This window comes from Acidocella sp., from assembly GCF_013044125.1.
Classification (GTDB): domain Bacteria; phylum Pseudomonadota; class Alphaproteobacteria; order Acetobacterales; family Acetobacteraceae; genus Acidocella.
In genome coordinates, this window is sequence record NZ_JABEVC010000071.1 from 1 (window position 1) to 23,564 (window position 23,564).

The 23,564-nt window shown below is 65.7% G+C and carries 21 protein-coding genes; 3 read left to right on the plus strand and 18 right to left on the minus strand.

Going from position 1 to position 23,564, the window contains the following annotated elements; translation table 11 throughout:
- The 15 genes from HKL97_RS04360 to HKL97_RS04430 all read right to left on the minus strand — a co-directional run.
- On the minus strand, positions 1-808 hold an 808-nt coding region (locus HKL97_RS04360; RefSeq protein WP_291422883.1), incomplete at its 3' end, for a TolC family protein.
- Positions 805-4,101: an efflux RND transporter permease subunit gene (locus HKL97_RS04365; protein ID WP_291422884.1), complete on the minus strand. Its 3,297-nt coding sequence runs from the start codon at positions 4,099-4,101 to the stop codon at positions 805-807. The genes HKL97_RS04360 and HKL97_RS04365, both read right to left, overlap by 4 nt.
- Positions 4,098-7,175, minus strand: a complete 3,078-nt coding sequence (locus tag HKL97_RS04370) for an efflux RND transporter permease subunit (protein ID WP_291422885.1) — start codon at positions 7,173-7,175, stop codon at positions 4,098-4,100. The genes HKL97_RS04365 and HKL97_RS04370 overlap by 4 nt, the downstream gene beginning before the upstream one ends.
- Complete coding sequence (locus HKL97_RS04375; RefSeq protein WP_291422886.1) at positions 7,172-8,320, minus strand: efflux RND transporter periplasmic adaptor subunit; 1,149 nt, start codon at positions 8,318-8,320, stop codon at positions 7,172-7,174. Before HKL97_RS04375 ends, HKL97_RS04370 begins: the two co-directional genes overlap by 4 nt.
- Positions 8,321-8,436: 116 nt before the next feature.
- Positions 8,437-9,708, minus strand: coding sequence for a serine--tRNA ligase (gene serS, locus HKL97_RS04380; protein ID WP_291422887.1), 1,272 nt, complete (start codon positions 9,706-9,708; stop codon positions 8,437-8,439).
- Positions 9,701-10,501 (minus strand): twin-arginine translocase subunit TatC, encoded by an 801-nt coding sequence (gene tatC / locus HKL97_RS04385; protein ID WP_291422901.1) that lies wholly within the window; start codon positions 10,499-10,501, stop codon positions 9,701-9,703. Before tatC ends, serS begins: the two co-directional genes overlap by 8 nt.
- Before the next feature lie 9 nt (positions 10,502-10,510).
- Positions 10,511-10,945, minus strand: a complete 435-nt coding sequence (gene tatB, locus HKL97_RS04390; protein ID WP_291422888.1) for a Sec-independent protein translocase protein TatB — start codon at positions 10,943-10,945, stop codon at positions 10,511-10,513.
- 21 nt (positions 10,946-10,966) lie between these two features.
- Positions 10,967-11,638: a gamma-glutamylcyclotransferase gene (locus HKL97_RS04395; protein ID WP_291422889.1), complete on the minus strand. Its 672-nt coding sequence runs from the start codon at positions 11,636-11,638 to the stop codon at positions 10,967-10,969.
- Positions 11,635-12,204 (minus strand): SMC-Scp complex subunit ScpB, encoded by a 570-nt coding sequence (gene scpB, locus HKL97_RS04400; protein WP_291422890.1) that lies wholly within the window; start codon positions 12,202-12,204, stop codon positions 11,635-11,637. The genes HKL97_RS04395 and scpB overlap by 4 nt, the downstream gene beginning before the upstream one ends.
- Positions 12,197-12,952, minus strand: coding sequence for a ScpA family protein (locus HKL97_RS04405; protein ID WP_291422891.1), 756 nt, complete (start codon positions 12,950-12,952; stop codon positions 12,197-12,199). The genes scpB and HKL97_RS04405 overlap by 8 nt, the downstream gene beginning before the upstream one ends.
- Positions 12,936-13,622 carry a site-2 protease family protein gene (locus HKL97_RS04410; RefSeq protein ID WP_291422892.1) on the minus strand — a complete coding sequence of 229 codons (687 nt, stop codon included), beginning with the start codon at positions 13,620-13,622 and terminating at the stop codon, positions 12,936-12,938. The genes HKL97_RS04405 and HKL97_RS04410 overlap by 17 nt, the downstream gene beginning before the upstream one ends.
- Complete coding sequence (nagZ, locus tag HKL97_RS04415) at positions 13,619-14,443, minus strand: beta-N-acetylhexosaminidase (RefSeq protein WP_408820690.1); 825 nt, start codon at positions 14,441-14,443, stop codon at positions 13,619-13,621. The genes HKL97_RS04410 and nagZ overlap by 4 nt, the downstream gene beginning before the upstream one ends.
- Positions 14,444-14,469: 26 nt before the next feature.
- Positions 14,470-15,171, minus strand: a complete 702-nt coding sequence (locus HKL97_RS04420; protein ID WP_291422894.1) for an SPOR domain-containing protein — start codon at positions 15,169-15,171, stop codon at positions 14,470-14,472.
- A gap of 2 nt (positions 15,172-15,173) precedes the next feature.
- On the minus strand, positions 15,174-16,907 hold the full coding sequence (gene argS, locus HKL97_RS04425; RefSeq protein WP_291422902.1) for an arginine--tRNA ligase: 1,734 nt from the start codon (positions 16,905-16,907) through the stop codon (positions 15,174-15,176).
- A 10-nt stretch (positions 16,908-16,917) separates the two neighbouring features.
- Positions 16,918-18,060, minus strand: a complete 1,143-nt coding sequence (locus HKL97_RS04430; RefSeq protein WP_291422895.1) for a deoxyguanosinetriphosphate triphosphohydrolase — start codon at positions 18,058-18,060, stop codon at positions 16,918-16,920.
- 63 nt (positions 18,061-18,123) lie between these two features.
- On the opposite strand from HKL97_RS04430, the gene HKL97_RS04435 reads away from it, so the two are divergent.
- Positions 18,124-18,465, plus strand: a complete 342-nt coding sequence (locus HKL97_RS04435) for an iron-sulfur cluster assembly accessory protein (RefSeq protein WP_291422896.1) — start codon at positions 18,124-18,126, stop codon at positions 18,463-18,465.
- The gene (locus HKL97_RS04440; RefSeq protein WP_291422903.1) at positions 18,461-19,240 is read left to right on the plus strand and encodes an exodeoxyribonuclease III; all 780 of its coding nucleotides are present in this window, start codon (positions 18,461-18,463) and stop codon (positions 19,238-19,240) included. Before HKL97_RS04435 ends, HKL97_RS04440 begins: the two co-directional genes overlap by 5 nt.
- Positions 19,241-19,253: 13 nt before the next feature.
- On the opposite strand, the gene HKL97_RS04445 is transcribed toward HKL97_RS04440, so the two are convergent.
- The 3 genes from HKL97_RS04445 to HKL97_RS04455 all read right to left on the minus strand — a co-directional run bounded on the left by HKL97_RS04445 (position 19,254) and on the right by HKL97_RS04455 (position 22,123).
- On the minus strand, positions 19,254-19,694 hold the full coding sequence (locus HKL97_RS04445) for an Rrf2 family transcriptional regulator (protein WP_291422897.1): 441 nt from the start codon (positions 19,692-19,694) through the stop codon (positions 19,254-19,256).
- A 312-nt stretch (positions 19,695-20,006) separates the two neighbouring features.
- The gene (locus HKL97_RS04450) at positions 20,007-20,435 is read right to left on the minus strand and encodes a GFA family protein (RefSeq protein ID WP_291422898.1); all 429 of its coding nucleotides are present in this window, start codon (positions 20,433-20,435) and stop codon (positions 20,007-20,009) included.
- A gap of 101 nt (positions 20,436-20,536) precedes the next feature.
- Positions 20,537-22,123 (minus strand): NAD(P)/FAD-dependent oxidoreductase, encoded by a 1,587-nt coding sequence (locus HKL97_RS04455; protein WP_291422899.1) that lies wholly within the window; start codon positions 22,121-22,123, stop codon positions 20,537-20,539.
- Between the two features lie 36 nt (positions 22,124-22,159).
- On the opposite strand from HKL97_RS04455, the gene HKL97_RS04460 reads away from it, so the two are divergent.
- Positions 22,160-23,564 (plus strand): glycosyltransferase (locus tag HKL97_RS04460; RefSeq protein ID WP_291422900.1); only part of this gene is annotated, 1,405 nt, incomplete at its 3' end.

Genomic DNA, 23,564 nt, shown 5'->3' on the forward strand with positions numbered 1-23,564 from the left:
CCATGGTCATCTGCGCGGCGGGCGGCAGGCTGAAAGACTCGGGCGTCTGCCCGGCCAGCACGGCGATGGCGTGCTCATATTGCGCGCGCGCCACCCCGGCGTTGATGAGCTGGGCTTGCGCGGCATCAAGCTGGGCGCGGGCGGTGATGACATCGGAGGGGGCGGCAACGCCCGCCGCCGCCTGGTTCTGGGCGATTTGCAGGCTGCGCGTGTCGGCCGCGACGGTGGCCTGGTAGAGCGCGATTGCCGCGTCGGCGGCGCGCAGATCCACATAATCAGCCGCCAGCGCTGCCTGGGCGCTCAAGGTGGCGTTGGCGAGGTCCGCGGCGCTGATCTGGGCGGCCGCCACATCCCCCTGCACCTGGCGGCGGATCTTGCCCCAGATGTCAGGCGTCCAGGAGGCGCTGCCCTCAAACGTGCCGGAGGTGCGCGGCCCGGTGCCAAGGCCGCTGGTGCCCTGCTTGGCCCGCGTCGCGCTGCCGGTGAGGCCGAGGCTGGGGAACAACCCGCCGCGGGCCTCCTGCACGATCTCCAGCGATTGCCGGTAGGCGTCATAATCAGCCAGCAGGGTTGCGTTGCGCACCGCCACCTGGGGCTCCAGCCGGTTGAGCTGCGGGTCGCCAAAGGCCTGCCACCAGTTGCCTTTGGGGGCGCCATCAGCCGGGGCGGCGCGCACCCAGCCGGCGGCGGCTTGGTAGCTGGCGGGCATGGCCAGTTGCGGGCGGTGGTAGTCCGGCCCCACCATGCAGCCGGAGAGGCCAAGCAGGCCAAGGAGGCTGAACGCCCATTTGCTGGTCATCGGTTTCATCGTGCCTCCACAATGCTGCCCGCGCGCGGCACGGCGGTGTCTGGCCGGCCGCGCAGGCGGGTGGCGAGCCGGTCCAGCCACAGATAGACGACGGGGGTGGTATAAAGAGTGAGCGCCTGGCTGACGATGAGGCCGCCAATGATGGTGAGGCCCAAGGGCTGGCGCAGCGAGGCGCCCTGGCCAAGGCCGATGGCGAGCGGCAAGGCGCCCAGCGCGGCGGCGAAAGTTGTCATCATGATCGGGCGGAAGCGCAAGGTGGCGGCCTGGTAGATCGCATCCTCGGGCGAGAGGCCCTGGCCGCGTTCCAGCTGCAGGGCGAAGTCGATCATCAGGATGGCGTTTTTCTTCACGATTCCGATGAGCAGGATGACGCCGATGAGCGCGATGATGGTGAGCGGCACGTTGAGCACCAGCAGGAACAGGGTGGCGCCCACCCCGGCGGAGGGAATGGTGGAGAGGATGGTGAGCGGGTGCATTGTGCTCTCGTAGAGAATGCCCAGCACGATATAAACCGCGGCCAGGGCCGCCAGGATGATCAGCGGCTCGGCGCTGGCGGTGGACTGGAAGGCGGCAGCGGTGCCCGCGAAATTGCCGGTGATGGTGAGCGGCACGTCCAGATTGCTCATGGTGCGGGTGATGGTGGCGGCCGCGGTGCCCAGCGCGACGCCGGCGGGCAGGTTGAAGGAGATGGTGGCGGCGACGCGCCCGCCATCATGGTTCACGGCGATGGCGGTGGAGCCGCGCGCATAGCTGGCGATGGCGGATAGCGGCACCATGGTTTCAGCATGGGTGCTCACGGCGCTGCCCGCCGAGGCGGCGGACCGGCCACTGGCGGCAATGGCGTTGATGGCGGCGTTGGTAGCTGAATCCAGCGCCACGCTGGCAACCGTGCCGCTGGCGCTGGCGGCCTTCGTGCTGGCGAGCACGGTGCCGGCGGGGGCGTTGGTCTGCGATGTGCCGCTGGCCACGCCGCCGGAGGTGGAAATGTAGATGCGCGAAAGATCAGCCGGGGTGCTCTGGTATTGCGGCGCCAGCTCCATCACCACCTGATACTGGTTCAGCTCGTTGTAAATAGTGGAGACGGCGCGCTGGCCGAAGGCATCATAAAGGGTGCTGTCAATTTCGCTGGGGGTGATGTTCATGCGCGCCGCCTGCGCGCGGTTGATGATGATGTTGGTCTCCAGCCCGCCTTGCTGCAGATCGGAGCTGACATCCGCCAGGTCTTTTTGCTGCTTCAGCGCCGCGATGATTTTGGGAATCCAGATGTTCAACGCATCGGGGGCATCGCTTTTGAGCGTGTATTGGTATTCGGCATTGCTGGAGCGCCCGCCGACGCGCAGATCCTGCGCCGCGACCAGGAAGGTTTGCACCCCGGGGATGCGCGCCAGCGGCTTGCGCAGCCGCGCCACGATGGCGGTGGCCGAGGCATGGCGCTGGGCCATGGGCTTGAGGGTGATGAAGAGAAAGCCGCTGTTGGTGGCGCGCCCGCCGGTGAAGCCGGCGGCCGAGGCAACGCCGGGGTCATGTTGCACGATGGCCTCCAGCTCTGTGAGTTTCTGCTTCATCAGCGGGAAGGAGATGCTCTGGTCCGCCTGCACAGTGCCGATCAGCAGCCCTGTGTCCTGCTCGGGGAAAAACCCTTTTGGCACCACGATGAAGAGGAGCACGTTGAGGAAGATGGTGAGTACCAGAACGGCGCCGACCAGCCTGGCGTGGCGCAAGGCCCAGCGCAGCGAGCGGGCATAACCCTCCAGCGTGGCGTTGAAGGCGCTCTCCAGCCAGCGCACCAGCCGGTTTGGCGTTTTGCCCGGCGGTTCCAGGCGCAAAAACATGGCGCAGAGCATCGGCGTGGCGGTGAGCGAGACGAGCAGCGAGATGAGGATGGTGATCGAGAGGGTCTCGGCGAATTCCTGAAACAGGCGGCCAAGCAGGCCGGGCATCAGCAAAATGGGCGTGAACACCGCGATGAGCGAGAGGCTCATGGACAGCACGGTGAAGCTCACCTCGGCGCTGCCGCGCAGGGCGGCCTCATGCGGGGCCATGCCCTCTTCCAGGTGGCGCATGGTGTTCTCCACCACCACGACCGCGTCATCCACCACGAAGCCGGTGGCGATGGTGAGCGCCATGAGGGAGAGATTGTCGATGGAGAAGCCGAGCAGGTACATCGGCCCGAAGGTGCCGATGATGGAGATGGGCACGGCAATGCCGGGGATGAGAGTTGCACGCGGCGAGCGCAGGAAGACGAACACCACCGCGACCACCAGCAGCACCGCGATGAAGAGGGTGCGCTCAGTGTCGGCCAGCGCGGCGCGGATGGATTGCGAGCGGTCCAGCGCGATGCCGAAATGGATGGCGGGGGGCAGCGCCGCGCGCAGGGTGGGGAGCATGGCGCGCAGCCGGTCCACGGTGCGGATGACATTGGCGTCCGGGCTGGGATGGATGATGACCAGCACGGCGTGCTGGCCGTTGTAGAGCCCGGCATTGTGCAGGTTCTCCACCGAGTTGGTGACCTGCGCAACATCCGAGAGCCGCACCGCCTCGCCGTTGCGGTAGGCGATGACCAGATTACGGTATTGCGCGGCCACGCTGGCTTGGTCGTTGGTGTAAATCTGGTAGCGCATGCCGCCGGCGTCGAAATATCCCTTTGGCGCGTTCGCGTTCGCGGCTGCCAGGGCGGCGCGCACATCCTCCAGCCCGATGCCGTAGCGCGCGAGCGGCCCTGGTTGCAATTCTACCCGGACCGCGGGCAGCGCGGAGCCGCCGAGCTCGACATTGCCCACGCCGTCGATCTGCGAGAACTGCTGCTGCAACACGGTATCGGCGGCGTCGTAGAGCTGGCCGGGGGTCATGGTTTTGGAGGTGAGCGCCAGCACCATGATCGGCGCGTCGGCGGGATTGAATTTCTCGTATTGCGGGTTGGCGCGCAGGGTGCTTGGCAGGTCTGCCCGCGAGGCCTGGATGGCGGCCTCCACATCGCGCGCCGCGCCGTTGATGCTGCGGTTCAGCCCGAATTGCAGGACGATGCGCGTGACGCCGACGCCTGATTGCGAGGTCATCTCGGTGACATCGGCGATGGTGCCCAGGTGGCGCTCCAGCGGTTCGGCCACGGTGGCGGCCATGGTGTCCGGGCTGGCGCCGGCCATGTTGGCCTGGACCTGGATGGTGGGAAAGGAGATCGGCGGCAGCGGCGCGACAGGAAGCTTGAAGAAGGCAAGCGCCCCGGAAAGCGCTATGCCCAGGGTGAGCAGCGTGGTGGCGACCGGGCGGCGGATGAAGATGGAAGAGAGGTTCATGCCGGTTTCAGGCGGCGGGAGAGATTGTCAAACGCCAAATAGACGACCGGCGTGGTGAACAAAGTGAGCACTTGGCTGACCGCGAGGCCGCCGATGATGGCCAGGCCCAGCGGCTGGCGCAGCTCCGAGCCCATGCCGCCCGCCAGCATGAGCGGCAGCCCGGAGAACATGGCGGCCAGAGTTGTCATGAGAATGGGGCGAAAGCGCAGCATGCAGGCTTCAAAAATCGCCTCGCGCGGGGATTTGCCCTCATTGCGTTCGGCGTGCAGGGCGAAGTCGATCATCATGATCGCGTTTTTCTTCACGATGCCGATGAGCAGCACGATGCCGATGATGCCGATGACATCCAGCCCATCGCCCGCCAGCCAGAGGAACACCAGCGCACCCACGCCGGCCGAGGGCAGCGTGGAGATGATGGTGACCGGGTGGATGAAGCTCTCATAGAGCACGCCAAGCACGATATAAACGGCGATAAGCGCCGCCAGCAGCAGGAACACCTCGTTGTTCAGCGAACTCTGGAACGCCTCGGCGGCGCCGGTGAAATTCATCGTGACCGAGGGCGGGAGGTTGAGGGATTTTTCCGCCCGCGTGATCGCGTTCACCGCGCCGCCGAGCGAGGCGCCGGGTGCGAGGTTGAAGGAGATGGTGCTGGCGGGAAACTGGCCGAGATGCTCCAGCACCAGGGGCTCGGGCTGGCTGGTGAAGGTGGCGATGGCCGAGAGCGGCACCTGGCCGCCGGTGGCCGTGGAGGACGGCAGGTAGATGTTGCCCAGCGAGGCGATGCTCGTCATCTTCGCGGGGTCCACAGTGAGAATCACGCGGTACTGATCGGTCTGGGTGAAGATGGTGGAGATGATCCGCTGGCCGAAAGCGTCGTACAAGGCGCTGTCCACCGTGGCGGGGGTGATGCCAAAGCGGGCGGCGTTGGTGCGGTCTATGTTGATGAAAACGGAGTTGCCTGCGGCCTGGAGCTGGCTTGCGACATCGGTGAGCTGCGGCAGCGCGCGTAATTTGGCCATGAGCGGGGGGATGTAGCGGGCAAAAGCGGCCTGCGAGGGGCTTTGCAGCACGAATTGGTACTGCGCCGGGGAGACCATGGTGTTGAGCGTGAGGCTTTGCACCGGTTGCAGGTACAGCGAAATGCCCGGCACGGCGGCGGCCTCGCGGCTGAGCCGCGCGATGATCTGCGCGGCCGGGGCGCTGCGCGCGCCCTTGGGCTTCAGGTTGATGAGAAAGCGCCCCTGGTTGAGCGTGATGTTGGTGCCGTCGACGCCGATATAGGAGGTGAGGCTGACAACGTCTTTATCTTTCAGGAGCGCATCGGCCAGCGCCTGCTGGTGCTGGGCCATGGCGGCGTAGGAGGTGGTTTGCGCCGCTTGGGAAATGCCCGCGATGACGCCGGTATCCTGCACCGGGAAAAAACCCTTGGGGATGAACGCGTAGAGCGCGATGGTGAGCACCAGCGTGCCGATGGCCACCGCCAGGGTGAGGCGCGCATGGGCCAGCACGCGCTCCAGCCCGCGCCCGTAGGCGGCGAGCAGGCGGTTGAACTGGCGCTCGTTCCAGGCCTCGAAACGTGAAGGTGTGTCCTCGCCTTTTTTGTGCAGCAGGCGCGCGCAGAGCATCGGCACCAGGGTGAGCGAGACCACTGCGGAGATGATGATGGTGATCGCCAAGGTCACCGCGAATTCGGAGAATAGCCGCCCCACGACATCGCCCATGAACAGCAGCGGGATGAGCACCGCGATGAGCGAGACGGTGAGCGAGATGATGGTGAAGCCGATCTGGCCAGCACCCTTCAGCGCCGCCTGCAACGGAGGCTCGCCCATTTCAATGTAGCGCGAGATATTCTCGATCATCACGATGGAGTCATCCACCACAAATCCCGTCGCCACGATCAGCGCCATCAGGGAGAGATTGTCGATGGAGAAATGGCTCAGATACATGAAGGCCAGCGTGCCGATGAGCGAGACCGGCACGGAGATGCTGGGGATGATGGTGGCGCGCAGGTTGCGCAGGAACACGAAGATGACGGCGATGACGAGGCCGATGCTTAAGGCCAGCTCGAACTCGGCATCGTTGACCGAGGCGCGGATGGAGGTTGTGCCGTCGCTCATCACGCTGACCACCATCGCCGCGGGGAGGCCGGCGGTGAGGCTTGGCAGCTCACGCTTGATGGCGTCCACCGTGGCGATGACATTGGCGTTGGGCTGGCGCTGCACGTTGAGGATGATGGCGGGCGTGCGGTTGGCCCAGGCGCCCAGCTCGGCGTTCTCCGGGGCGGCGATGATCTTGGCGACATCGCCCAGATAAACCGGGGTGCCGTTTTTATACGCCACCACGATCTTCTGATATTCGGCGGCGCGGGTGATCTGGTCGTTATCGTTGATGGTGTAGCTCTGCGTGGGGCCGGAGAAGCTGCCTTTGGGGGTGTTGACGTTGAGATTGCCGATGAGCGTGCGGATATTGTCCAGGCTGATGCCATAGGCGGCGAGCGCCCGCGGGTTGACCTCGATGCGCACTGAGGGGGTGTTGCCGCCGCTTACCGTCACCAGGCCGACGCCGGGAACCTCCGAGATGCGTGCCGCCAGACGCGAGTTGGCGAGCGCTTCCACATCCGTCAGCTTCATGGTTTTGGAGGTGATCGCCAGGGTGAGCACCGGGGCGTCGGCGGGATTCACCTTGGCGTAGACCGGCGGGGCGGGAAGATCAGCGGGCAGCAGGTTGCCCGCCGCGTTAATCGCCGCCTGCACCTCCTGCTCGGCAACATCGAGGCTTAGCGAGAGGTTGAACTGCAAGGTGATGACCGAGGCCCCGGCGGAGCTGGCCGAGGACATCTGATTCAGCCCTACCATCTGGCCAAGCTGGCGCTCCAGCGGGGCGGTGATGGAGGAGGTCATCACCTGCGGCGAGGCGCCGGGGTAGAAGGTCTGTACCTGGATGGTGGGGTAGGTGACATCAGGCAGTGCCGAGACGGGCAGGTATTTGAACGCGACCAGCCCGGCCAGGACAAAGGCGAGCATCAGCAGCGAGGTCGCCACCGGCCGCAGGATGAAAACCCTGGAGGGATTCACGGGGCGGCGGCGGTCGCGGCCACGCTGACCTTGGCGCCGCCGCTCAGGCGGTCCACGCCGTCGGTCACCACCACCTCGCCGGGGGTGATGCCTTTGGTGATGACGGTGTTGGTGCCATCAGAGGGCCCGGTGGTGACGGGCTGCACGCGCACGGTGTCATCAGCGTTGACGACATAGACATATGTGCCCGGCGCGCCGGTCTGCACGGCCTGGCTTGGCACCAGCGTGGCGTTTTGCAAGGTGTTCACCAGCAGATGGATGTTGACGAACTCATTGGGAAAGAGCGCGCCATCAGTATTGGCGAATTTGGCGCGCAGCTTCACCATGCCGGTTGCGGTGTCCATCTGGTTGTCAACCGCGGTGAGGACGCCCTTCTCCAGCCGGGTGGTATCATCGCTGGCGTAGGCGGTGGCGGTGAGTGTGGCCCCCTGCCCCAGCCGCACCAGCACCGGCGCCAGATCCGCCTGCGCCACGGAGAAGATCACCGTGGTCGGCGACATGGTGGTGACCACGGCGATGCCGGTGCTGCTGCCGGGGGTGACGTAATTGCCGGGGTCCACCAGCCGCAAGCCGACCTTGCCGGCCACCGGCGAGGTGATGTGGCAATAGGCGAGGTTGAGGCGGGCCTGGTCGATATTCGCCTGATCGGATTTGGTGGCGGCGGTGTCCTGCGCGACGAGAAAGGTCTGGTCGCTCACTTGCTGCGCGGAGATGGAGTCCTGGCGGGCCAGAATCTGGTAGCGCGCGAGGTCTGATTTCGCCTGGCCGAGGGCCGCCGTGTCCTTCGCCAGCGCGGCCTGATATTGCTCAAGCTGAATCTGGTAAGGGCGGGGGTCGATCTCGGCAAGGAACTGGCCCTTGGTGACGTTCTCGCCCTCGGTGAAGGCAACCTGGGTGAGATAACCGCTGAGCTGCGGCAGCACGGTGATGGTGGCGGTGGGGGTGACGGTGCCAAGCTCGTCGAGCACCACGGGCATCGCCCCGCTGACAGCCTTGGCGGCGCCGACAGCCTGCGGCCCGGGCTTATGCGTGCCGGGGCCCGTGCCCGCGTGGCGATACCAGATGAAGCCAAAGAGAAGGAGCGCGAGCGCCGCGAAAATCCAGCGCTTTTTGCCGCGCTTGGGCGCTGCCACAGGGTTAACCACGCCACACTCTCCCCACCAAACTCGTAGGGTCTATAGCCCGTTACAATGCGCTTGTCCCGGTGGGGAGTTTGCGGGTTGATGACAAAGAGTAACCCGGCCTTGGCGTGGATTGTGGATTAGAGCGCGGCGATGCGCTCCAGCCCGCCCATGTAGGGGCGCAGCACGGCGGGCACGTTCACCGAGCCATCCTCGTTCTGGTGATTCTCCAGCACCGCGATGAGCGCGCGGCCCACCGCGACGCCCGAGCCGTTGAGCGTGTGCACGAAATCCGGCTTGCCCTCGGGCATGCGGTAGCGCGCGTTCATCCGCCGGGCTTGGAAGGCACGGGTGTTGGAGCAGGAGGAAATCTCGCGGTACATCCCCTGCCCCGGCAGCCAGACTTCGAGGTCGTAGGTTTTCACCGCCGAGAACCCGGTATCCCCGGCGCAGAGCAGCATGCGGCGGTAGGGCAGTTCCAGGGCTTCCAGAATGGTCTCGGCGCAGGTGGTCATGCGCTCATGCTCGGCTTCAGACTCCTCGGGGCGGGTGATGCTGACCAGCTCCACCTTGGAGAACTGGTGCTGGCGCAGCATACCGCGCACATCGCGCCCGGCGGAGCCTGCCTCGGAGCGGAAACAGGGGGTAAGCGCGGTCACGCGGATCGGCAACTGCGCGGCGGGCAGGATTTCACCTGCCACCAGATTGGTCAGCGAGACCTCGGCGGTGGGGATCAGCCAACGGCCGTCGGTGGTTTTGAACAGATCCTCGGCGAATTTGGGCAACTGGCCGGTGCCGAACATCGCGCTATCGTTAACCAGCAGCGGCACCACGGTCTCGGTGTAGCCGTTTTGCGTGGTGTGGGTGTCGAGCATGAACTGCCCCAGCGCGCGCTCCAGCCGGGCCAGCGCGCCGCGCAAAACCGTGAAGCGCGAGCCAGCGAGCTTGGCGGCGCCGGCGAAATCCATCAGCCCCAGCTTCTCGCCGATCTCGAAATGCTCCCGCGGCGGGAAGGGAAACTCGGGTTTCTTGCCCCAGGTTTTCACCTCGGCATTGGCATTCTCGTCGCGGCCCTCCGGCACGGCGGCGTCGAGCACATTGGGGATGGCGGATAAGGTCTCGCGGATCAGCAGTTCCAGGCGCGGAACCTCGGCTTCCAGCGCCTCCATCTGGCCGCGCAGGGCGCCGCCTTCGGCCTCCAGGGCGCTGGTATCATGCTTGGCGCGCTTGGCCTCGCCGATGCGCTTGGCCAGCGCGTTGCGGCCGGCCTGAAGCTCCTGCAACTGCGCCACGGCCGCCCGGCGCTCGCCATCCAGCGCAATCAACTCGCCTGAGAGCGGCAAAATCCCCCGCCGCGCCAGCGCCGCGTCAAACACCGCCGGGTCCTGGGTGATCGCCTTTATATCATGCATGGTCTGCCTCCAGCGGCACTTTCGGCTCCACCATCTTCACGGCGAAGAGCGAAATCTCGAACAAAAAGATCAACAACCCGGCCATCAGGCACTGTGAGGGCACATCAGGCGGCGCCATGATGGCGGCCACGATGAAACAGCCGACGTAAGCATAGCGGCGGTATTTTTTTAAGGCGGCGGAGTTCACGATGCCCACGCGCCCGAGCAGGGTGAGCAGCACCGGCAGCTCGAAGCTGAGGCCAAAGGCGAAGATCAGCTTCATCACCACGTTCAGATAATCGCTCACCTTGGCCAGCAGGGCGATCTGCACATCGCCATTGCCGCCACTCGTCTGGAAGCTGAGGAAGAATTTCCACGCGACGGGGAAGAACACATAATAGGCCAGCGCGCCGCCCATGAAGAACAAAATGGGGGTGACGATGAGAAACGGCAGCATCGCCCGCTTCTCGCGCTTGTAGAGCCCCGGCGCCACGAACAGCCAGAGCTGCCCCGCGATCATGGGAAAGGAGATGAACGCGGCGGCGAACACGGAGACCTTCACATAGGTGAAAAACGCCTCAAACAGCGCGGTATAGATCAGCTCCGGCTTCTCGCCGCGCGCCTCCAGAGCGTGCGCCAGCGGGGCTGCCAGGAATTCATAGATCCGCGCGGCGAAATGGTAGCAGACAATGAACGCGACGATGAAGGTGATCCCTGACCACATCAGCCGCTTGCGCAGCTCGCTCAGGTGCTCCATCAACGGCATTTCCCGATCGTTGATCTCGTCATCCGGCCCCACGGCTGGCGTTTCCATCTCGGCCACTTAATACCCCCAGCGTTTCGTGCCCGGCGGAATAAAGGCCGGAACCGGCTTTTTGCGCGCCGCGTCCGGCGGGATGAAGGCCGGCGACTCGGGCGTTTCTTCCACCACCGGGGCAGGCGGCACATAGGCCGGAGTCGCCACATCGCCGGTGGCCTTGGCCAGCTCCCCGCGCAGCGTGCCGCTGGGGTCAAGCGTTTGTTCCGCGGCGCTCTTGAAGTCAAAATTGCGGAGCTTGCTCAGCTCGCCCTTCACATCGGCCAGATTGGCCTCGCGCATCATTTCATCAACATGGCCCTGGAATTCGGCTGCCATGCCGCGCGCCTTCTTGATCAGGCTGGTGACCGTGCGGATCGCCACAGGCAAATCCTTCGGCCCGATGGCAACCAGTGCCACCGCCATTATCAGACCAATCTCGCCCCAGGAAAATCCGAACATTGTTCGCTTGCTAGCAGAGCCTTAAGGGTTGGGCAAAGCGGCGGCGACGCGGGCCAGCCCGGCATCATCCAGCCCGAGCGCGTGCAGATGCGCCATGGTGTTCTCCAGATACTCCCGGCAGGTGCCCAGATCGCCCTTCGCCGCTGCGATCATCGCCGCCGTTTGCGCCGCGCTCAGCTCTTTTATGTAGCGCGGATGGGCCGTGTTGATGACGAAGGTAAGCGCCGGAAAGCGCTCCTCCCCGGCCCGCAGCATCACCCAGCGCGCATGATAGGCGCCGCCGAACATCTCGCGCTGCCACAAAATTTCCAGCTCCTGGCGCACCACGGGGGCTTTGATGCGAAACGCCAGCCCCCGGCAGGCGCCGCCGCGGTCCAGCGCCAGGACCAGCGCCGGGGTCTCGCGCGTGCCGCGGCCCATGAACATTTTGAGGCAGAAACGCCGGTGCCAGCCGTGCAGATGCGCCGGGCGGACCTCGGCATACTCGAACGCCGGGTTCCAGATGAGCGAGCCATAGCCGAACACCCACAAATCCTGGGCGGGGTCGTGCCGGGCGAGGCTGGCGTCGAGCAGCGCGGCCATCTCGGCCTCGGTGCGCTGAGGGGTATCGTTCGGGCTGATCAACGCCTGCGACTCCCGGTAGGCCCGCAAAGTGCCGTCCAGCAGGGATTCGCGGGTCAGCTTCAGGATCATGCGCTGGTTCCAGCCTCCGCCGGTGCCGCCGCCGTGGACGGACCGGAGGGGTCGATGAGCAATTCCTCGCGCCGGGGCAGATCACGCAGGCTGTTGAGGCCGAATTGCGCCAGAAAGGCGGGCGTGGTGCCCCAGAGCGTAGGCCGGCCTGGGGTCTCGCGCCGGCCCTTGGGCGTGACCAGGCCGTTCTCCAGCAGCAGGTCCAGCGTGGTCTGGGAGAGCGAGGCGCCGCGGATTTCCTCGATTTCGGTCCGGGTGACGGGCTGGTGGTAGGCGACGATGGCCAGCGTCTCCATCGCCACGCGCGGCAGCCGGCGCGGCAGCTCCACCACCTTGCGCAAGGCGGGCGCGATATCCGGCGCCGTGCGGAACTGCCAGCCCCCCGCCACCTGCACCAGATTAACCCCGCGCGGCGCATAGAGCGCGGCCAGCGCCGCCATCACCGCGTCCACATCCGCGTCCTCGGGCAGCAGATTGGCCAGAACACGGGGTGTCACCGGCTGGGTGGCGGCGAACACCACCGCCTCGGCCAGGCGCAGCGCCTGGTTTTGGTCTGTCTCACTCATCAACGGCCTCACTCTCGCCCGTGTTACGCAACAGAATTGGGCCAAAAATTTGTTCCTGACGCAATTGCAAACTGCCGCCCTTGGCCATTTCCAGCCCTGCGATCAGCGTCGCGGAGATGGCGGCGCGGCGGGGAATGCCGTCCTCCAGCCCCTCGGGCAGAAATTGCTCCAGGCTCGACCAGTCCGGCAGCGAGCCGACCAGCCGGGCCAGGCGCTCCAGCGCGTTCTGCACCGAAAAATACACCATCGGCCGTGGTTTGTACTGCAATTTCGCCCCGGCGCGGCGGCGCGCGGCGAGATAGGCGCTGAGCAGCCCGCTCATCTCCAGGCGCAGGCCTGAACGGTCGGTCTCGGTGAATTCCTCAGGCGTGCCGCGATGGAAGAAATCCCACCCGAGCTGCGGGCGCTGGCCCATCCAGGCCGCGGCGGCGCGCACGGCCTGGAGATCGCGCAGGCGGCTCGCCAGCGTCTCGGCCGCGTTCTCCGCGTCCTCCGGCTCACCCAGGGCCGGGACCAGCAGGCGCGACTTCAGCCAGGTGAGCCAGGCGGCCATCACCAGCCAATCAGCCGCCAGCTCCAGGCGGATTTTCCGCGCGCCCTCAATCACCGCGAGAAATTGTTCGACCAGCGCCAGGATAGAGATTTTCGCCAGATCGACCTTTTGCGCGCGCGCCAGCTCCAGCAGCAGATCCAGCGGGCCTTCAAACCCCTCAAGCTGCAGAACAAGCGACTCAGTTTCCACTGCCATGCCCCGTAATCTGCAGGATAATCTGCTCTGCCCAGGGCAGTATGCGGCCCATGGATTCCTGAAACGGGTCAAACCGCAGGCCGAACTGCGCCAGCACCAGGGGCAGGATGAATATGACCAGCAAAACCAGTATGATGCCCTGCCTCTCAAACCCCGCCAGCCAGCGCGCGGCGGGCAGCGGCAACACGCCGACGGCGATGCGCCCGCCATCCATCGGCGGCATGGGAAACAGGTTGAAAAGGCCGAGAACAAGATTGATTTCAATAAAATAAACCAGGAAATCAACGCTGTGCCCGATGTTGAGCAAAAAGCCGCCGAGCACCGCCAGGGCGAAGTTCATCAGCGGACCGGCGGCGGCCACTACCGCCATCAACTGGCGCGGATGGCGCGCGCCGTTCAGCCGCAATTCCATGGGGTTGACCGGCACGGGCTTCGCCCAGCCATACATGAAGGCGACATGGCCGATGGTGGAGAGCTGGCCCACCGCCAGAATCAGCGGGAAGAGGATGCTGCCGAACGGGTCGATATGTTTCAGCGGGTTGAGCGTGAGCCGCCCTGCCCGCTGGGCCGTGGTGTCGCCCAGCAGCCGCGCCGCCGCGCCATGCGCCAGCTCATGCAGCACCACGGAAATGACCAGCGCGAGGATGACCTCCAGAGTGCCGGTGCTCATGCGCCCAGGGCTTCCAGAATCTGGGTGTTCCCCGCCATGTCCCCGGGGCAGTACAGCGCGATGTCGCACCCGGCCGCCAGCGCCGCCAGCGCGCGCTCAGCCGGGCTGCCGGAGAGCGCGTGCATCGCCAGGTCGTCGCTCACCAGCGTACCGGAGAAGCCGATTTCGCCACGGATGATATCGCGGATCACCGTGGGGGAGATCGTGGCCGGGTTTTGCGGGTCGAGATGTTCGTAGATGACATGTGCCGTCATCGCCCAGGGGAGGTTGTTATTATACGCGAAGGGGTAGAAATCGGCGCTCAGATCCGCCGCGTCCACGCGCGGCAGGGCGAGGTGGCTGTCCACCATCGCGCGGCCGTGGCCGGGGATGTGCTTCATCACCGGGATGACCCCCGCGGCGATAATGCCACGCGCCATTTCCGCGCCCAGTTGCGCCACCACCTGCGGGGCGGATGAGAAGGCGCGGTCGCCAATGATATCGCTGGCGCCGGGGTGGCGAAGGTCCAGCACCGGGGCGGCGGCAACGTCAAAACCGGCGGCGCGCACCATTTGGCCAAGCGCGAGACCTTGGGCGTAAGCGGCCTCGGGAGTTTTCAGCGTTCCGGCGGCGGGCATCGCTGGCCAGTTCGGCGGGCGTAGCCGGGCGACGCGGCCGCCTTCCTGGTCAACCATCAGGACCGCGCCGGGCGGCAGCGCTTCACGCAATTGCGCCGTAAGTTCCGATAGCTGATGCGTGTCTTGAATGTTGCGGCTGAACAGGATGACCCCCCGGGGACGATGCGCGCGCAACAGCGCCCGTTCGCCGGGCAGGAGATGCAAGCCCGAAATGCCGAGAATTGCCGGCTTCAAAACGGCGCGACGGTGCAGGCCGCCCCTTTTGCCGCCACGGCGGCGCAAAATGCCTGCGCCGCAGCGGGGGTGACAAACCCGTCCACCCGCAGGCGCCAAACGCTCTTGCCGTTGACCACGGCGGGAAGAATGACAGGCGATTTACCGGCCAGCAGATCGGGCATTTTGCGCTTCAGCCCATCCCATACGCTTTGCGCGCCCGCTTCATCAGCCGTGGCGGCGAGTTGCACCTGCGCGGGGGCGGCAGGCTTCGCCGCCGCAGCGGCTGGCGCAGGCGTTGATGCGGGCGTTGGCGCAGAAGTTGATGCCGGTGTTGGCGCGGGTGTTGGCGCGGGCGTTGGCGGCGGCTGGTTGATGCCTGCGGCCTGGTCCAGCTGTGCGACATCGGGCGGCGGGGTGGCAGGGGCCAGTTGCGGCGGCGCGCCGGAGGCATCGCCGGACATGATCTGCTGGTCGGCCCCCGGCACTGTGAGGCCGCCAGGATCAAGCGGCGCGACCCGCAGCGGCCCCGGCGGCGGGCTGATGACCGGCGGCGGGCCAAAACCCGTGGCGCGCACACCGCCCCACAGCAGCGCCACCAGAATCAGCAATACGGAAACGCCACCCGCCCCCAGCACCATCTTGCGGACGGCCTGGTCCATCGGCGGCGCGGGCCGGTGGGTCTGGTAGATGAATTCTTCGTCGCCGGGATCGCTCAAGCCTATCTCATCTCCTCAACCGGGGTGACACCCAGCACCGCTAACCCTGAGCGCAGCACGATGGCCGTGGCCGCGACAAGGGCGATCCGCGCCGCCGTTTCCACGGGGGATTCAGCCTGGATGAAGCGCAGGGCGGCATTGTCGCGCCCGGCGTTCCACAACGCATGGAAATCTCCCGCCAATTCATACAGATAAAACGCAATCCTGTGCGGCTCGCGCGCTTCGGCCGCCTGCTCGACCATGCGCGGCCAGCTGATGAGCCGGCGGATCAGCGCCAGTTCTTCCGGGGCGGTGAGCGAGGAGAGCTCAGCGCGCGCATCCACAGCCCCCGCCGCGCGAAGCACGGAGCGGCAGCGCGCATGTGCGTATTGCACATAAAACACAGGGTTGTCGCGCGTTTGCGCCACCGCGGCGTTGAGGTCGAAATCCATCTGCGCGTCGGATTTGCGCATGAGCATGATGAAGCGCACCGCGTCCGGGCCGACCTCGTCGATCAGGTCGCGCAGTTCCACGAAGGTGCCCGCCCGCTTGCTCATGCGCACCGGGGCGCCGTCCTTCATCACGCGCACGATCTGGCACAGCAGCACGTCCAGCCGTGCTGGGGTATCGCCCGCCAGGGCCTTCACCGCCGCCTGCATGCGCCGCACATAGCCGCCGTGGTCGGCGCCCCACACGTCGATCATCGCGGTGAAGCCGCGCGCCATCTTGTCCGCGTGGTAGGCGACATCATTGGCGAAATAGGTGTTGCTGCCGTCGGATTTCATCACCGGGCGGTCAACGTCGTCGCCAAAATCAGTGGAGCGGAAGAGCGTCTGCTCGCGCGGCTCCCAGTCCTCCGGCGTCTTGCCCTTGGGTGGCTCCAGCACGCCCTCATAGATCAGCCCGCGGGCCTTCAGCCTGTCCAGCGCGCGCACCACGCCGCCGGCTTCCACCATTGCGCGCTCGGAGGAGAATACATCATGCACCACGCCCAGCGCCGCCAGATCCTCGCGCACCAGCTTCAGCATCTCGGCCACGGCGAAGTCCCGGAAAATATCCAGCCAATGGGCTTCCGGCGTTTCGGCGAACTCATCGCCATATCGCTCCGCCAGCGCGGCGCCGATGGGAATGAGATATGCGCCGCCATATTGCATGCCGCCGGAAACGGTATCGATATAGGCTTGCGGCGAGAGGCCCAGCGCCTCCAGATAGCGAACATAGACCGAACGGCCAAGCGCGATGACCTGCGCCCCCGCGTCGTTGACGTAGAATTCCTTGGTGACCGCATATCCCGCCTTGGCCAGTAGATTCGCCAGCGCATCGCCCACCACGGCGCCCCGGCAATGGCCGACATGCAGCGGCCCGGTGGGGTTGGCGGAGACATATTCCACATTGACGCGCCCGCGCCCCGCACCTTGGCCGTACCCCTCGCCCGCCGCCAGGATCACCGGCACCTGCGCCAGCAGCAAAGCTGGCTCCAGCGTGAGGTTGAGAAACCCCGGCCCGGCCGGCTCCGCCTTGGCGATGCCGGGGCGCATGCCCAGGCTGGATGCCAGGGCGGCGGCGATCTCGCGCGGGTTTTTGCCTGCCGGTTTGGCCGCCACCATCGCCGCGTTGCTCGCCATGTCGCCATGGGCGGCATCCTTGGTCGGCGTCACCTCGATGCGGGCTAAAATCTCTCCGGGCAAGCCTGGCAGCAGGGCCGCAAGATCTTCCAGAACCCAGGCGCGGGCCTGGGCGAACATGTTCTCGGTCATCATCACTCTTTCAAGCCGGCACTGCCGGGTTGGTCAATCTTGCGTATTCGTCCAATGCGTAGCGGTCGGTCATGCCTGCCACATAGTCACGCACCACGGTGGCCGCCTGCGCGCTGCCCGGCTCGCCCGCGCGCACCCGCCAGTCGTCAGGCAGCAGATACGGGCGCTCCAGCAGCAGCCGGCCCAGCTCCGTGGTCACCACCCGGGCTTTGTGAGTCATACGGTTGACGCGCCAGTGCCGGTACATCCGCTCGAACAGGAAAGCCTTGATCTCGCGGTGCGCCGCCGCCAGGGCGGGGGAAAAGCCGATCACCGGGGTTGCGGCATCGCGGATCGCGTCGGCATCCGCCGGCGCCAGCGCCGCCAGCCGGGCGGCACTTTCGCGCAGCACATCGTGCACCAGGGCGTTGATCATGCGGCGGCTCAGCTCGTGGCGCACGCGGTTGGTCTCACCTGTCAGCGACTGGGATTCGCACAAGGCGCCCCCGATCAGCGGCAGATGGGCAATATCGGCAAAGCCGAACAGCCCGGCGCGCAGGCCGTCGTCCATGTCATGCGTGTTGTAGGCGATGTCGTCGGCGAAGGCCGCCACCTGCGCCTCGGCGGAGGTCTGGCGCAACAGGTCGAGCGGGTATTTCACGTCAAACGCGGCGATATAGGCCGGGGGGTTACGCAGCGGGCCGTTGTGCTTGGCCAGGCCCTCCAGCGTCTCCCAGCTTAAATTCAGCCCGTCAAACGCGGCGTAGCGATGCTCCAGCAGGGTGACGACACGCAGGCTCTGCGCGTTATGGTCAAACCCGCCAAAGGCTTCCAGCGCCTCGTTCAGCCCGCGCTCGCCCGCATGGCCAAAGGGCGGATGCCCCAGATCATGCGCCAAAGCGAGGCACTCGGTCAGGTCTTCATCCAGCCCCAGCTTGCGCGCGATGCTGCGCGCGATCTGCGCCACCTCCAGGCTGTGGGTCAGCCGGGTGCGGTAGAAATCGCCCTCGCGGGTGACAAACACCTGGGTTTTGTACTGCAGCTTGCGGAAGGCCGAGCAGTGCACCACGCGGTCGCGGTCGCGCTGATAGGGGCTGCGGTCATCGGAGTGGATTTCGGCGAATTGCCGGCCGCGCGAGCGCGCCGCCTGCACCGCATAAGGGGCTAACGTCATACGCTCAGCCTTAACCCATCCCCACCCTTACCTCCAAGGCCCGGACGCACTATATAAGCAGGCATGAGCGAAACACTTGAAACTTTCCGGCTTTCTCCGGCCGCCGCCGCACGGGTGGCGGAGATTCTGCAAAGCGAACCAGCGCAGAAAGCCCTGCGCGTGGAGGTGATGGCGGGTGGCTGTTCGGGTTTTCAGTACAGGTTTAACCTCACCGCCGAGCAGCACCCTGACGATCTGGTGATCCAGGCGCAGGGCGCGACCGTGTTTGTTGACCCCAGCAGCCTGGAGTTGCTCGCAGGCGCGGAGCTGGAGTTCAAGGACTCCCTGATGGGCGCGCATTTTGCGGTGAAAAACCCGATCGCCAAATCCTCCTGCGGCTGCGGCACGTCGTTTTCCGTTGATTAAGATCACCACCTGGAACGTGAACTCGGTGCGCACGCGCGAGTCGCATGTCGCCGATTTTCTCGCCCGCGAGCAGCCGGACCTGCTGCTGCTGCAGGAAATAAAATGCGAGGAACACCAGTTTCCGCGCATGGCTTTCAAGAACCTGGGTTATGATGCCGTGGTCGTCGGCCAGAAATCCTATAACGGCGTCGCTGTGCTGCACCGCGCGCCGGTTGAGGTTTTGCACCCAAAGCTGCCGGGCATGCCGGAGTCCGACACGCATGCGCGCTTCATCGAGGTGCGCGCCCAAGGCATTACGGTTGGCAATCTCTACCTGCCCAACGGCAATTCCGGCGGGGATGAAGGCTATGCCTACAAGCTGGCCTGGATGGCGGCGCTGCGCGCGCATTCAGCAAGCCTTATGGAGGCTGATGCCGATTTCATCCTGGCGGGTGATTACAACGTCTGCCCAACCGGCGCTGATTTCGCCCCCCGCGCCCTGCCGGCGGGCGATGCGCTGCTCCGCCCGGAGACGCGCGCGGCCTTCAACGCGCTAATCTGGACCGGGCTGACCGACGCCACCCGCGCGCTGCACCCCAGCGAGACCCTCTATACCTTCTGGGATTATCAGGCCGGAGCGTGGGACCGCAACGCCGGGCTGCGGATTGATTTTCAGCTGCTCTCGCCGCGTCTGGCGGAACGGCTGACGGATATGATCATCCATAAGGATGAACGCGCCAAGCCGCAGCCCTCTGACCATGTGCCGCTTTCAGTGAAACTCGCCAAAGCCGCCTGAGCGGCGGGCTTGCTCAACCCTCCAGCACCGTGCGGGCCTTGCCTTCGGCCAGCGCTTGCGCCAGCGAGGTGCCATCCAGCTCACGCGCCACCGCATCGCGCACCCGGCGCATCACCCGGCGGATCTCGCAGCTCTGCTCGTCCCGGCAGTCGTCGCATTTGCGGTAATAATTCACGCTGACGCAGGAGAGCGGCGCCAAAGGGCCGTCCATGATCCGCACGACCTGCCCGAAGGTGATCAGGTCCGCCGGTTTGGCCAGGGCGTAGCCGCCGCCACGGCCGCGGCGGCTGCGCACCAAGCCATTGCGGTTGAGCTCCAGCAAAATCGCCTCAAGAAATTTTTTCGGCAGATTTTCACGCTCGGCAATGTCGCTCACCAGCAGCAGCTCATCGCTGTTCCCGCGCGCCAACACCAACAGCGCCTGCAGCGCATATTTGCATTTTTGCGACAGCATGAACCTTCTCCTAAACCCGCTTAATTCGTGTGACTTTCTCTATAGCACCGCTTGCCTGGCAGAAATACAGGCGTGGCGCCAAGCGCGAAAATCACCTGAAATGAGCCTTGCCTCCGGCCGGGATGATTGAAAGCGGGCATATTCCGGCTGCGGCTGGGCCATATGCGCGCGGGCGTTTTTCCTATTGGCTTGCTGGGTTTTTGGCGGGAAACCGCGCGCGCGAGGAAGCGCGAAAGAGCGCCGTCTTTTTTTGGAAAAAGACGGCGCCCCAAAAGACTTTTATTATTTATTCAATAAGTTGAAGGGCGAATGCTATTCCGGAACGCTCTCGCCGGAACCGCCCAGCTCGGCGGGGAAATCCTTCAGCTTGGGCAGACCATCATGCATGGGCAGCACCGTCTCGGCATAATTCACATGCAACTGGGGGATAAAAGCCAGATCGGGCAAGGTGGCCGCGAAAATATCCACCAGCCCGAAGCCCGGATGGCGCGTAAGCACATGCCCGCCGCATTTTTTGCAAAATGCGCGCTCGCTCGCCGGGGTTTTGGCGTAGCTCACGAGTGCGTCCTCCCCCTCGGCGACCCGTACATCCTCCGGCTTCCATAAGGTAAACGCATTCACCGGCGAGGCTGACCACGACCGGCAGGACCCGCAATGGCAATAGCCCATGCCCGCCGGGGCCCCTGTGGCCTCAATCGTCACCGCGCCGCAAAAACAGCTGCCTTTATAAGTTGTGCTCATTATTCTGGTCTCCTCCTGGGGTTTTTTTTACAGCGTGGCGGCAAGGCTCAAGGCGCGCAAGCCTGTGCCAAAACACCACAGATCTTCTGGCTTCCCCAGCGTCAGAGATCAGTCAGACTCAGCCCCACCGCTTCCGCGACCTTGATGCCATCCACCCCGGCGGAGAGAATACCGCCCGCATAGCCAGCCCCCTCGCCCGCCGGATAGAGCCCGCGCGTGTTGAGCGAGCAGAAATCCTGCCCACGGGTGATGCGCACCGGCGAGGAGGTGCGGGTTTCCACCCCGGTCAGCACCGCATCGGGCCGGGAAAACCCGCGTATCTGCTTCTCGAAGGCGGGCAGCGCCTCACGGATGGCGGCGATGGCGTAATCAGGCAGGGTGGGGGCGAGGTCTGTGAGGTGAACGCCCGGTTTATAGGAGGGCAGCACTTCGCCGAACGCCTTCGAAGCCCGCCCGGCGATAAAATCCCCCACCAGCTGCCCTGGCGCCGCGTAAGTGCCGCCGCCCGCGGCATAGGCGGCAGACTCCCAGCGGCGCTGGAATTCCACGCCGGCCAGCACATCGCCGGGGTAGTCAGCGGGCGTGATGCCGACCACGATGCCCGCATTGGCGTTGCGCTCGTTGCGCGAATACTGGCTCATGCCATTGGTCACCACGCGCCCCGGCTCGGAGGTAGCCGCCACCACCGTGCCGCCGGGGCACATGCAAAAACTATAGACCGAGCGGCCGTTGCCCGCGTGATGCACCAGCTTGTAATCCGCCGCGCCCAGAATCGGGTTGCCCGCGAAGGCGCCAAAGCGGTGCTGGTCGATCATCGACTGCGGATGCTCGATGCGGAAACCAACCGAAAACGGCTTCGCCTCCATGAACACGCCGCGCTGGTGCAGCATCGCGAAGGTGTCGCGCGCGGAATGGCCCACCGCCAGCACGGCATGGCTGGTCTCGATCCGTTCGCCCGATTCCAGCACCACCGCGCGCACCTGCCTCTCGGTGATCTCTATGTCAGCCACCTTGCAGCCAAAACGGTATTCACCGCCCAGCGCCTCGATGCTCGCGCGCATCGTCTCGACCATGCCGACCAGGCGGAAGGTGCCGATATGCGGTTTGGCGACAAAGAGTATCTCTTCCGGCGCGCCGGCCTTCACGAACTCGGTGAGCACCTTGCGGCCGAGGTGGCGCGGGTCCTTGATCTGCGAATAGAGCTTGCCGTCGGAGAAGGTGCCCGCCCCGCCCTCGCCGAACTGCACGTTGGATTCCGGGTTGAGCACACCGCGCCGCCACAGGCCCCAGGTGTCCTTCGTGCGCTGGCGGACCACCTTGCCGCGCTCCAGAATAATCGGCGCGAAGCCCATCTGCGCCAGCACCAGCGCCGCGAAAATGCCGCACGGCCCGGTGCCGATGACCACGGGGCGCCGGGCGGGCGGCACCTTGGCCTGGGTGACGAATTTATACGCAACATCGGGCACCGGCTCGCCATGAGCGACGGGCACGGCAAGCTCGGCATCGATAGTGTAGACCAGCGTGATGTCGCTCTTCTTGCGCGCATCGAAGGCGCGGCGGAACACATGCATACCCAGCAGCTGCGCATCCGCCACGCCGAAAGCCGCGCACACGGCGGCGCGCAACTGCGCCTCGTCATGGTTCAGGGGCAGGCGCAGGCCGGTTATGCGTTTGGGATAAATTGCCATAATCTCCGCTCTATAACCGGAAAGCCCGCAACGCCAATGCCGCCCCGCCTCATTATCGACATGCGCTGCCTGCAGGACCGCAACTATAGCGAACGCGGCATCGGCAGCCATGCGCGCAACCTCATCACCCATGCGCCGGAGCCGTTCGCCGGCCTGTATGACCCCGCGCTGCCGCCGCTGCCTGCGGATATGGCTGGGCGGGCGGCAGTGCTCTCACCCCATGCCTACCTGCCGGGCCTCTCGCCGGGGGCGGTGTTGCTCAACCCCTCGCCTATGAGCCCGGACCAGCATTTTCTGGCGCGCCTGCTGCACGACCCCGGTATCATCAAGGCGGTGTGCGTGCATGATTTCATCCCCTATGACGACCAGGCAAACTACCTCGCCCACCCGCTCAACCGGGTGGACTATTTCGCCGCGATGGCATGGTTGAAGCGTTATGACGTGTTTTTCCCGAACTCGGAGGCCACCGCTGAGCGCCTGCGCGCCCTCTATGGCCCGGTGCGCGCGCATATAACCGGCGTGGCGCTGCCGCCCTGGGCGAAGGGCATTACGCCGCTGCCGCCACGCCATATTCTCATGATCGGCGGCGATGATGCCCGCAAGAACCCCGAGGTGCTCGCCCGCGCCCATGCCGCCAGCCCCGTGCTGCGCCACATTCCCCTGGTAATCAGCGGCAACTGCCGGGCTGAGACGGCGGCGCGCCTGCGCGCGATCACGCGGGTGGAACTTCCCGGCCGGGTTAGCGATGCGCAAATGCGCGCGCTCTATGCGCGGGCGCTCTGCGTCGTCACCCCCTCGCGGGCGGAGGGGTTTTCGCTGCCCGTCATCGAGGCCGCCGCCGCGGGGGTGCCCTCCATCGCCTCGGACATCGCGGCCCACCGCGCCCTGGGTGTCGCGGCGGGGGAGCGTTTCGCGCCGGAGGATACGGCGGAGCTGGCCGGCATTCTGGAGGCGCTGGTGCACGGCCCTGCCCGGCGGGCGGAAATTGTTGCCGCGCAGGCGGACATTTGGCGGCCCTTTAGCGCCCAGGCCATCGCCGCCAGGCTTTGGCAGGCGTTGAGGCCGCAAGCACCCGCCATTTTGCAGCGCGGAAAACCCCGCATCGCCATGCTCACCCCCCTGCCCCCGGAAAAATCCGGCATCGCCGGTTATTCCGCCACCCTGGCGCGCGCGCTGGCGCCACTGGCTGATGTCACGCTCATTTCCACGGCCCAGGCTTCCGCGTTGGCTCACACCGCGCCGGGACATGACCGCGTGCTGAGCGTGCTCGGCAATTCACCGCGGCATGCGCAAATCCACGACCTGGCGGTGAAGTGGGGCAGCGCCGTGCTCTGCCACGACTCCCGCCTGCTGGGCCTGGCGACCCGCAACGGCCCCAAACCCGCCGCCGCCTGGGCCAGCCGGGAATTGGGCCGCGCCGTGGCGCCGCGCGAGATCATCG